Annotated in this window: 8 protein-coding genes, 8 tRNA genes and 1 rRNA gene; 1 reads left to right on the forward strand and 16 read right to left on the reverse strand. The window is 37.2% G+C overall.

Features of this window, described 5'->3' with window-relative positions:
- Nucleotides 1-228: 228 nt before the first annotated feature.
- The 6 genes from glmS to sigW form a co-directional block, all read right to left on the reverse strand.
- Nucleotides 229-2,031 (reverse strand): glutamine--fructose-6-phosphate transaminase (isomerizing), encoded by a 1,803-nt coding sequence (glmS, locus tag ACTQ5K_RS24440; protein WP_109769474.1) that lies wholly within the window; start codon nucleotides 2,029-2,031, stop codon nucleotides 229-231.
- A 638-nt stretch (nucleotides 2,032-2,669) separates the two neighbouring features.
- Entirely contained in the window at nucleotides 2,670-4,022 is a 1,353-nt protein-coding gene (glmM, locus tag ACTQ5K_RS24445) for a phosphoglucosamine mutase (protein ID WP_109769472.1), read from the reverse strand.
- Nucleotides 4,023-4,065: 43 nt separating this feature from the next.
- Complete coding sequence (locus ACTQ5K_RS24450; protein WP_109769471.1) at nucleotides 4,066-5,382, reverse strand: CdaR family protein; 1,317 nt, start codon at nucleotides 5,380-5,382, stop codon at nucleotides 4,066-4,068.
- Nucleotides 5,375-6,199, reverse strand: a complete 825-nt coding sequence (gene cdaA / locus ACTQ5K_RS24455; protein WP_031540062.1) for a diadenylate cyclase CdaA — start codon at nucleotides 6,197-6,199, stop codon at nucleotides 5,375-5,377. The genes ACTQ5K_RS24450 and cdaA overlap by 8 nt, the downstream gene beginning before the upstream one ends.
- A 326-nt stretch (nucleotides 6,200-6,525) precedes the next feature.
- Complete coding sequence (locus ACTQ5K_RS24460) at nucleotides 6,526-7,173, reverse strand: zf-HC2 domain-containing protein (protein WP_441994402.1); 648 nt, start codon at nucleotides 7,171-7,173, stop codon at nucleotides 6,526-6,528.
- A gap of 19 nt (nucleotides 7,174-7,192) precedes the next feature.
- Nucleotides 7,193-7,756 carry an RNA polymerase sigma factor SigW gene (gene sigW, locus ACTQ5K_RS24465; RefSeq protein WP_031540064.1) on the reverse strand — a complete coding sequence of 188 codons (564 nt, stop codon included), beginning with the start codon at nucleotides 7,754-7,756 and terminating at the stop codon, nucleotides 7,193-7,195.
- Between the two features lie 529 nt (nucleotides 7,757-8,285).
- Here sigW and ACTQ5K_RS24470 point away from each other — a divergent pair.
- Entirely contained in the window at nucleotides 8,286-8,462 is a 177-nt protein-coding gene (locus ACTQ5K_RS24470) for an aspartyl-phosphate phosphatase Spo0E family protein (RefSeq protein WP_441994403.1), read from the forward strand.
- 104 nt (nucleotides 8,463-8,566) lie between these two features.
- On the opposite strand, the gene rocF is transcribed toward ACTQ5K_RS24470, so the two are convergent.
- The 10 genes from rocF to rrf form a co-directional block, all read right to left on the reverse strand.
- On the reverse strand, nucleotides 8,567-9,463 hold the full coding sequence (gene rocF / locus ACTQ5K_RS24475; RefSeq protein WP_109769470.1) for an arginase: 897 nt from the start codon (nucleotides 9,461-9,463) through the stop codon (nucleotides 8,567-8,569).
- A 338-nt stretch (nucleotides 9,464-9,801) separates the two neighbouring features.
- Nucleotides 9,802-9,874: transfer RNA gene (locus ACTQ5K_RS24480), tRNA-Lys, on the reverse strand.
- Nucleotide 9,875: 1 nt separating this feature from the next.
- Nucleotides 9,876-9,950: transfer RNA gene (locus tag ACTQ5K_RS24485), tRNA-Gln, on the reverse strand.
- A 44-nt stretch (nucleotides 9,951-9,994) separates the two neighbouring features.
- Nucleotides 9,995-10,078: transfer RNA gene (locus ACTQ5K_RS24490), tRNA-Tyr, on the reverse strand.
- Between the two features lie 31 nt (nucleotides 10,079-10,109).
- Nucleotides 10,110-10,185: transfer RNA gene (locus ACTQ5K_RS24495), tRNA-Thr, on the reverse strand.
- Between the two features lie 27 nt (nucleotides 10,186-10,212).
- A tRNA-Val gene (locus ACTQ5K_RS24500) sits at nucleotides 10,213-10,288 on the reverse strand.
- A gap of 4 nt (nucleotides 10,289-10,292) precedes the next feature.
- Nucleotides 10,293-10,367: transfer RNA gene (locus ACTQ5K_RS24505), tRNA-Glu, on the reverse strand.
- An 18-nt stretch (nucleotides 10,368-10,385) separates the two neighbouring features.
- Nucleotides 10,386-10,458, reverse strand: a tRNA-Thr gene (locus ACTQ5K_RS24510).
- Between the two features lie 28 nt (nucleotides 10,459-10,486).
- A tRNA-Asn gene (locus tag ACTQ5K_RS24515) sits at nucleotides 10,487-10,561 on the reverse strand.
- Between the two features lie 12 nt (nucleotides 10,562-10,573).
- Nucleotides 10,574-10,691, reverse strand: a 5S ribosomal RNA gene (rrf, locus tag ACTQ5K_RS24520).
- Between the last annotated feature and the right edge of the window lie 2 nt (nucleotides 10,692-10,693).

Here is a 10,693-nt window from a genome sequence, read left to right on the forward strand (position 1 = left end):
ATTGTTCTCCCGCTCTTTTTTCCTCTCTCTTCCTTCCGCTCTGGATACCAACTATAAAGCAGTAAGTACCTACTTTTTAGCGTAGGGAAAAAGAAAGTAACAGGGACATATCAAAATAGAGTTTTTTTCTAGAAAATCTGCATTTATTTTGTTAAAAATTAAAAACCTTGGCACAGTAACAATTGCACTGTACCAAGGTTTAATTTTCCTATCACAAAGAATTTCAAATCACTCCACCGTAACACTCTTTGCCAAGTTACGTGGTTTATCTACGTCACAGCCTCTATGAAGTGCTGCATAGTAAGCAATTAATTGTAATGGTACTACAGAGATAAGGGGTGTTAACAGGTCGTGCACAGCTGGTACAATGTAGCGATCGCCATCCATTTCTAAGCCTTTCATAGAAATGATGCAAGGATTTGCTCCACGAGCCACTACCTCTTTTACATTACCGCGTATGCTTAAGTTAACACTTTCTTGTGTTGCTAATGCGATAATAGGAGTTCCATCTTCAATTAAAGCGATTGTTCCATGCTTTAATTCTCCACCTGCGAAACCTTCTGCTTGGATGTAAGAGATTTCTTTTAATTTTAGAGCACCTTCTAAACCAACATAGTAATCAATTCCACGTCCGATAAAGAATGCATTTCTTGAGGTTTCAAGATATTCCTTAGCGATTGCCTCAAGCTCTTCCTTATCTTCAAAAATAACTTCCATTGCATTTGCAATAATGCCTAGTTCATGAATAAGGTCAAGATCCACGTCATAGCCTTTGCTTTTCGCCATTACTTCTGCAAGGATAGATAATACAGCCATTTGCGAAGTATAGGCTTTTGTAGAAGCAACAGCAATTTCAGGACCAGCATATAATAATAAGGTGTGGTCAGCTTCACGAGACAGTGTGGAGCCTGGTACATTTGTGATTGTTAGAGTTGGATAACCCATTTCCTTCACTTGTACTAATACTGCTCTGCTGTCTGCTGTTTCTCCACTTTGTGTAATGAAAATGAACAATGGTTTTTCCGAAAGCAATGGCATATTATAGCTAAATTCACTTGCAACATGAACCTCAACTGGAATTTTTGCTAATTTCTCAATAAATTGCTTTCCAAGAAGACCGGCATGATAAGATGTACCAGCAGCAACAATATATAGACGATCTGCAGCATTTACTGCTTCAACAATTGCTGGATCAATCGTTAGCTTACCATCCTTATCTTGATATTCCTGAATGATTTTGCGAATAGCTACTGGCTGTTCGTCAATTTCTTTTAACATATAGTGAGGGTATGTTCCCTTTTCGATATCACTAGCATCTAATTCTGCTGTATATGCTTCCCGGGAAATAATTTCTCCCTCTAAAGTCTCAATTGTTACACTGTCTTTTGTCACGATAACAATTTCTTTATCCACTAATTCCACATATTGATCTGTTACTTGTAGCATAGCCATTGCATCACTTGCAATGACATTGAAGCTTTCACCTAAACCGATCAATAGCGGGCTTTTATTTTTTGCTACATATATCACGTCTTTGTTTTGCTCATCTAATAAAGCAAAAGCATAAGACCCTTTTAATAATTTTAATGTTTGAACAAATGCTGCCTTTACATCGCTTCCTGCTTCTACAAAATGTTCAATGAGTTGAACTACTACTTCTGTATCTGTATCACTTTTTAAAGTACTATCAGCAAGATATTCTTTCTTTAATAAGTCGTAGTTCTCAATTACTCCGTTATGAACAATAGTGAAACGCTCTGATGCACTCTTATGTGGGTGAGCATTTAATCTGCTTGGTACACCATGTGTTGCCCAGCGTGTATGACCAATTCCTGCTGGTGCGAATACTTCTTCATCCACAATATTACGAAGGTCCGCAATTCGTCCTTTTTCTTTAAATACTTGAACTCCTTCTCCATTGCTTAATGCAATACCAGCTGAGTCATAGCCTCTATATTCAAGTTTTTCTAAACCTTTTAATAAAATCTCTTTCGCATCCTGGTTTCCAATATAACCAACAATTCCGCACATACTTCTTTTCCTCCGTTCTAAGGGAGCAAGAAGTCACTATTTAAGGGAACAAACTTGCTCCCTTACCTCTGATTATTTTTTTATAAGTCTTATCACTATCCATTGTTACTTTCCCATCCATGCTTCTATTCCCTTCGGATAAGTATATATAAACGGAACAATGTAAACGATACTACTTAAAAGTAATGCTCTTGTTGTTAGCATGCCCTACTCTTTGTGCATTAAGTTGCCTTAATGTTTTAAAGTAGTACTTACGATTGGCTAACACAACCGGGAGGCATCCGCCGAAAAATCGATAAACCTCCTCCTCGTCAACTAGTTTCGTGTCGTCCATCACTAGTCCAGGCGCTTCACTTCCTATTTTCACTCCTATCCTCCTTGTTCATAGTTTCGCTTTTTCAAAAAGCAATTTAATCATACCCTACCTAGAATCTTTCCGTCAAATACATTCCTATGACAAAATCGTAAATTTTTATTTCACTAAGTGAAGTAGGATACATTTCCGACACGAAAGTGGAAAAATAATAGGGTGAATAACATTCCTTCTGAAATGTCCTTCACCCTAATAATGTATTCTACCGTGCTAAATTCGTTCCTAATTGCATAGATATTAGTATAAGCTCCTTGTTATTATACGCTTATTCTTCTGGCAAACCCATTTCTTCTTTAACTACTTCAGAAATGACATTCACATAAGCCTCACACAATTCTTCTGTTGGAGCTTCAGCCATAACACGAACAAGTGGCTCTGTTCCAGAAGGACGAACTAATATTCTACCATTTCCATTCATATCTTTTTCCACTTTAGCAATAACTTCTTTTACTTTTTCATTATCTGTGACATGGAATTTATCCGTGACTCTAATATTCACTAATTTTTGCGGGAATTTTTTCATTTCTCCTGCAAGTTCGGATAATTTTTTCTTTGTAACTTTCATGATGTTAACCAATTGCAATCCAGTTAAAAGACCATCACCTGTTGTGTTGAAGTCAAGAAAAATGATATGTCCTGACTGTTCTCCACCAAGATTATAGCCGTTACTACGCATTTCCTCCACTACATAACGATCACCAACAGCAGTTGGAATGCTTGTGATTTGATGTTGTTCTAACGCCTTATAGAAGCCTAGATTGCTCATTACGGTAGATACTACTGTATTATTTTTTAGTCTTCCTGTCTCTTTTAAATATTTTGCACAAATATACATAATTTGATCGCCATCTACTATATCTCCATTTTCATCTATAGCTATCAAACGATCTCCATCACCATCAAAGGCTAATCCGACATCTGCTTCTTTTTCCAAAACAAATTTAGCTAGTGCCTCTGGATGTGTAGAACCTACTCCATCGTTAATGTTTAAGCCATTTGGTGACGCACCCATTGTAGAAATATCAGCATCTAAATCTGCAAATAAATGCATTGCTAAGGATGATGTTGCTCCATGTGCACAATCTAGGGCAATATGAATGCCTGCAAATTCTTCATCCACTGTCTGTTTTAAAAATTGTAGATACTTCTGACCACCTTCGAAATAATCATCCACCTGACCAAGGTCAGCACCAGTTGGTCTAGGCAATGTATCTTCTTCTTTATCGATTAGTGCTTCAATTTCTAACTCCTGCTCATCTGAGAGCTTAAAGCCATCAGGACCGAAAAATTTAATTCCATTATCTGCGACCGGGTTATGCGATGCAGAAATCATTACTCCAGCTTGTGCTCCTAAAGCTTTTGTCAAATAGGAAACACCTGGTGTAGAAATAACACCTAAGCGCATTACCTCTGCACCGATGGAAAGTAATCCTGCTACAAGCGCACCTTCCAGCATGTGTCCGGAAATACGAGTATCTCGTCCGATTAATACCTTTGGTCTATCATGGTCTTTTGTTAGGACGAAACCACCATATCTTCCTAGCTTAAACGCTATTTCTGGTGTCAGTTCACTATTTGCCACACCTCGTACTCCGTCCGTACCGAAATATTTACCCATTTCTATATCGCTCCTTCTAACTAGTAATAGATCACGTTTTCTGTTAAGCTTCTTTATTCGTAATGGACACACTTGCTGTATCAATAGCAAGTTCCCAATCTATATCTTCAGGCCCATCTACTGTAATAGGTACTTCGTGCTTGCCATCATCCATCCCTGTTAAATCTAAATAGAGATTAAAATCAGAGGCACTTAAATCCCTGATTCTGTTTTCCTCTCCAGAAATGCGAAGACTTGTACTACTACTTTTTGGATTCTCAATGGTTGCTTCCAGATTACTATTCAGTCCTTGAACAGTAATTGGTACACTACTTACCGTTTTGGTTTCTATCTTGTCAGCAGCTGCGGCTTCCTCTGAATCCTGATTCTCTTGCTCCTCCTCGTCCGCATCCTGCTGCTCTTCCGTAACGGTTACTTTCACCGTTACCTTAACAAGCTCAGGATCGACAGCTGTTACACCGTTGGATATGATAACTGGCAATGTTAATTCCTCATCTTTTTCAATTTCACTTAGATCAACCTCAACTCTTGTGCTTTCCACTTCTTTCAAAATATCTTCTGGTGCACTTATGGTTGCTTCCTTTTTATCTAATGTAATGGAATCAATCGTTATATTTTCAGGCGGCGTGCCTTGCTCCACAATATTGATAGGTACTGTTTTACTTGTTCTTTTAACAGGAATATTCACTTGCACTGTTTCTGGTTCCACTTGCACATTTAATTTATTCAGACTACTATCCAACACAGAAACCTTCGCTTGCTGACTAACCGACTCATTTATGTTTCCATCAAGATTTACATTTGCTTTGACATAAGCAATTTTCTCTATATCATCTTTTGCTCCTGTAACCTTAATTGTTTTTGGTTCAACTATTGCTGTTTCAGCTGTATAGCCATCCTCAATAGAGCTACTACTATATTCAGCTTCCACGGTGAATTCTTCTGTTACCTTTTCCTTCAGCGTAACTTTAATTGTTTCTGGATCAATTGTAGCTTTAATTTTTTCGGATAAATCTTTTATTTGCAGTGGAACAGTTTTACTACCTAGTTCTGCATTTGCTAAATTAACATATACTTCAAAGTCCTTTTTGAGTTTTGCCTGTTGTATATGAACAGTTGGTCCCTTCAACGTTACCGTAACCGTTTTTGGTATACCTGTTACAACAACATTTTCAGTATCGTAATACGCCGTTACCGGAATATCCTCTAAAATAGCTGTTTCCGAATCACTAGGAACGTTAACATCTGTTGAACTTTCGTTGGGATCATATACATAGGAAAAAAGTAAGAGGGCAAAAGCCAACGACAATACTTTAGTAAACCAATTTTTACCTATCACATGATTAAACAGTTTATTCATTTTTCTTCCCCTTCCAGCTCCACTTACTTGTAGTGGTTTGTTTAGTAGAAGGTGTTATCAAGGCACTAGATAACATATCTCTGAAAGCATCTAGTTTTAATTCTCTGTGCAAATCGCCGTTTTTCGTTATAGAGATAGAACCCGTTTCTTCTGAAACCACAACGGTCAAACTATCCGTGACTTCACTAATACCTAAGGCAGCTCTATGTCTAGTTCCAAGCTCTTTTGAAATAAAAGGACTTTCCGATAGAGGAAGGTAACATGCGGCTGCGGCGATATTCGTTTTTTGTATAATGACAGCTCCATCATGAAGTGGAGTATTCGGAATAAAGATATTGATCAATAGCTCTGATGATATCTTTGAGTCAAGAGCAATTCCTGTTTCTATGTAATCACTCATTCCTGTTTCTCTTTCAATCGTAATTAATGCTCCTATACGTCGTTTAGCCATATAGTCTACTGCCTTTACAATGGACTCTACCAATTGCTGTTGTAGCTCATGTTCTTGAACCACAGACCTCGAGAAGAATTTCCCTCTCCCCAGTTGCTCTAGAGCTCTTCTTAATTCTCCCTGGAAGATAATAATAAGTGCTAATGCACCCCACTGTATTACCTGCTGCATCATCCAGCCTAATGTTTGTAATTGGAAATAGTCACTTAACATCTTTATGATTAGAATAACAAATATCCCATTCAACAACTGGACAGCTTTTGTCCCGCGTATGATGGTGAAAATTTTATAAATGACATACCAAACAAGGATAATGTCTACTGTATTCGCTAAATATTTTAAAAAAGGGAAATCTACAAACGACATTTTCCTTCCTCCAAAGTATATATTTCAAAAGTTGCTACCTTAAATAGTTTATTATGGCCCTCCATATTGATAATATAGCGGGATGAAAAACCTACAATTATCATATTATAACACAATTCAAATTAATACAAAGAAAAGCACAACCAACTGGCAAGAAACAGTCATTGTCCACTAATTAGTATATGTGTCTCCATTGTAATTAGCCCTCTTTTTACCAGAAAGATAAACGGACTTCTTATTTAAAAGTAGTATGTTTATTTGGAGATATAGTAATTCAGAAGCAGTTATATTTATCCCTTTACATAATAAAAAGAACCCTGCAATCATCAAATTGCAGGGAGGCTATTTTCTTCTTTATTGTCTTTCGTAAATAATTCCGTAAAGTCGGTCACGGTTTTCCTTATATGGTACCAAAGCCACTCGAATACTTCATTCACTTCTTTTATTTCTCCAGTCACTTGGTTGGCAGAAGCCATATATTTTTTCCCATTAATGACTGTTACATTTCCTTCAACTTGTCCTTCTATTTTAATATCGCCATTTCGAACAATAATATCACCTTTTACTGTTTCTCCCTCTGGAACAATAGCTGTATTATTTTCTACTAGTATATTGGGTTGTTTCGAAACAGAAAATTGATGATCCTCATTCCATGCTGACATTAAACTAGACACCATTAAAATTAAAAATAATGAGGCTGCAGCAAGCATAGGATGGTGCCTTAGCCAACGCTTCACTCTTACTTGTTTTGGCTCTTCTGGCAACCTATCAAGTATATTCTCCGTGAAGTTCATTGGTGCCTGGATATGTGAAGTGCTTTGGACCAATGCGATCGTTTTCTTCAGTTCATGAAAATGTGCTGCACATTCTTCACACTGGTCTAAATGTTCCTTTAATTCTTTCAAATGCACTTCTTCTATTTCTTCATCAAGATATTGATGCATATAGGAAATAATCTTTGTTGAACATGTCATATTAATTTCACCTTCTTTATCAGACATACCGTAATTGTTTTCTCAACGCTTCTCTTCCCCTGTGAATGCGTGTTTTAACTGTTCCTAAAGGAAGCTCCAGAATCTCACTTATCTCGTTTAAAGAAAGTTCTTCGATATATTTTAAAACGATAACTGCCCGATACTTTTCAGGAAGCTTTGAAATTTCCTGTTGTATCATTGCTTGTAGTTCCATGCCTTCCACATCTTCCTCAGGCAATCTGCCATCTGACGGAATTTGCGAATACATATTAAGGCCGTCTGTACCCGGAACTTCCGCATCAAGATAATAATCTGGCTTTCTTTTTCTTATACGGTCAATACATAGGTTTGTTGCAATCCGATATAGCCATGTCGAAAACTTATATTCCATATTATATCGATGGATATTAACATATGCACGAATAAAAGCTTCCTGTGCTATATCCTCCGCTTCATGCCTATTTCCTAGCATCCGATAACTAATTTGAAACACTTTATCTTTATATAGCTCGATTATGTCACCAAATGCATTTTTATCCCCTTTTAAAACTTGTTGAATCCTTTTTTTTACGATTGCTTCCATCTATTTACCTCCGCTCTAGTGCGGCTAATCGATTTACGAATCGACAGCAGGAAAGGTTTCATTTTTTCTTAAAAAATTTTTTATTATGTATTAAAAAAATAAACTGTTTTCGTTCATTATGTTTCTATAGGTGAACTGCTTAAAATAACTTTCATTTCCATTACCTAGCATTTGACCTCTTATGACCTCCTAAGCTTAGCTCTCATGTTTCCCTCTTTCTCCCTTACATTTGCGTGAGTCAGCATGTAATCGAGCGCTCCATATTACTTTTATATATATTAAATAATTTATCTGTAGAACAAAGAACAAAAAAAATATACCACTTTTTAAGAAGTGAAAATTCTCCCTATAATGCACATCTATCTTTTTTAGGATACTCATTCTTATTTTAACAAATAATGCCACATAATGTTTAAAATTTTTAGAATTGGTTATAAAAAAGAGTAATAATATGCTAAAATCAAGACAAGCATTATTGGATTAATGGAGCTTATATTTAATGGAGAAATAATCAAAAAACATATAGAGGGTGAAACAATTGAGTGATAGAAAACTATTAAAAGACATTGAAGAACATCGAGAAATGATGATCTATTTGGCAAACACCACTTCTTTTTCACACCCAACAGTTGTTGACATAAGCACAAAATTAGATTTGCTATTAAATAAATATGAAAAATTAAGTAGTGAATTAACTATTAAATAATAATCAGGTAACTTTATTCCATTTAATCCACTTATGATATGAAAAATAGTGTACTTCCATTCCTACTTTTTTAGGATTTTGGAATAAAGTTACCTCTATAAACTTTATAGTAATTTTTCCCCAAATAAAGACCCCATCAATGCTACTGCTAACGCCGCCGTTTTATTTCTTTCATCTAATATAGGATTGACCTCTACGAATTCAGCAGAAGTAATTAGCCCTGATTCAGCTAGCATTTCCATAGCTAAATGACTTTCCCTATAACTTATTCCTCCTGGTACTGGTGTTCCGACACCTGGCGCATCATTAGGATCTAAGCCATCTAGGTCAAGGGATAGATGGACCCCATCTGTTTTGTCCTTTAAATAACGAACTGTTTCTTCCATTACTTTCGTCATCCCCATCCGGTCTATCTCATGCATCGTAAACACTTTAATTCCCAACTCTTTTATTAACCTGCGCTCACCTTCATCTAAAGATCTTGCACCAATAATCACTACATGCTCTGGTTTAATTTTAGGTGAAATTCCTAGTAAATTGGTTAAACGTTCATGACCATATCCCAAACTAGCAGCAAGTGGCATCCCATGAATATTCCCAGATGGGGAAGTTTCTGCTGTATTTAAATCTCCATGTGCATCATACCAAATGACGCCTAAATTCTTATAATGCTTAGCTAAACCAGCTAATGTGCCGATTGCGATACTATGATCTCCACCTAACACAAGTGGAAAAGACTTTGATTGAATAATTTTATCTACCATTTCTGCAAGCATTTGATTTTTTTCTGCTATTAAATGAAGATTTTTAAGATTACTTTGTTTATCTATTATTGTTTCTGGTCTTCCTACTGCAATATCTCCCCAATCTTCTATAGTAGAAAATAGCTTTGATAATCTTTCAAATATTCCCGCATAACGAATAGCACTAGGTCCCATATCTACGCCTCTACGCATTTGTCCAAGATCCATCGGCATACCAATAATAGTCAGCTTTCTCATGAAAATCCTCCCCAACCGCTTATCTATTTTCCCTATATTGTACCTTTTTCCAAATCGATGACTCAACTCAACATTTCTATGCATATATATGCGAATATTCAAAAAACAAAAACACGATTAAAGAATCTTATCTTCTAAGATAGGTAGACGCACAGTGAGATCATTGGCAACCCATGTTAATGTATCTTTTCAAGCCATCATTCAAATAAAATGTATACCAGCAATATAAATCATTTTATACGCATTTAAAAAGAGCCATTTTCATTTTAAATACTTTATTATATTGTGAATAGAAAGACAAAAAACCAAACACTTATGTGTTTGGTTTAATTTAAAAATGAGCCATGGAGGATTCGAACCTCCGACCCTCTGATTAAAAGTCAGATGCTCTACCAACTGAGCTAATGGCTCGTGGCTGGGCTAGCTGGATTCGAACCAACGAGTGACGGAGTCAAAGTCCGTTGCCTTACCGCTTGGCTATAGCCCAAAAATATAAAAAGGACATATATTTTAATATTGTCCAATGATAAATGGTGGAGGGGGACGGATTCGAACCGCCGAACCCGAAGGAGCGGATTTACAGTCCGCCGCGTTTAGCCACTTCGCTACCCCTCCGATATTCAAACTAATGACAATTTAAAAACAGTGGTGCCGGCTAGAGGACTTGAACCCCCAACCTACTGATTACAAGTCAGTTGCTCTACCAATTGAGCTAAACCGGCACAAATTTATAAACTTTTTAAAAACAATGGTGGAGGATGACGGGATCGAACCGCCGACCCTCTGCTTGTAAGGCAGATGCTCTCCCAGCTGAGCTAATCCTCCATAATGGTGACCCATACGGGATTCGAACCCGTGTTACCGCCGTGAAAGGGCGGTGTCTTAACCGCTTGACCAATGGGCCATATTTTCTTTTTTCGTAAGCTTCCAACCGGGCTCGAACCGGTGACCTCTTCCTTACCATGGAAGTGCTCTACCTGCTGAGCTATGGAAGCACTTTGGCTAACATATAAATTGAAATAATGGCTCCGCAGGTAGGACTCGAACCTACGACCGTTCGGTTAACAGCCGAATGCTCTACCACTGAGCTACTGCGGAATAATATGGTATGCCTGGCGGCGTCCTACTCTCACAGGGGGAGAACCCCCAACTACCATCGGCGCTTTAGAAGCTTAACTTCCGTGTTCGGTATGGGAACGGGTGTGACCTTCTCGCTATCGCCACCAGACT

Origin of the sequence: Niallia sp. Sow4_A1 (assembly GCF_052116745.1) — a bacterium.
Classification (GTDB): domain Bacteria; phylum Bacillota; class Bacilli; order Bacillales; family Cytobacillaceae; genus Niallia; species Niallia hominis.

Excerpts from the sequence above, each read along its gene's own strand:
- glmS (WP_109769474.1), bottom strand. The coding sequence starts at position 2,031 with ATGTGCGGAATTGTTGGTTATATTGGAAACCAGGATGCGAAAGAGATT.
- glmM (WP_109769472.1), bottom strand. The coding sequence starts at position 4,022 with ATGGGTAAATATTTCGGTACGGACGGAGTACGAGGTGTGGCAAATAGT.
- ACTQ5K_RS24450 (WP_109769471.1), bottom strand. The coding sequence starts at position 5,382 with ATGAATAAACTGTTTAATCATGTGATAGGTAAAAATTGGTTTACTAAA.
- cdaA (WP_031540062.1), bottom strand. The coding sequence starts at position 6,199 with ATGTCGTTTGTAGATTTCCCTTTTTTAAAATATTTAGCGAATACAGTA.
- ACTQ5K_RS24460 (WP_441994402.1), bottom strand. The coding sequence starts at position 7,173 with ATGACATGTTCAACAAAGATTATTTCCTATATGCATCAATATCTTGAT.
- sigW (WP_031540064.1), bottom strand. The coding sequence starts at position 7,756 with ATGGAAGCAATCGTAAAAAAAAGGATTCAACAAGTTTTAAAAGGGGAT.
- rocF (WP_109769470.1), bottom strand. The coding sequence starts at position 9,463 with ATGAGAAAGCTGACTATTATTGGTATGCCGATGGATCTTGGACAAATG.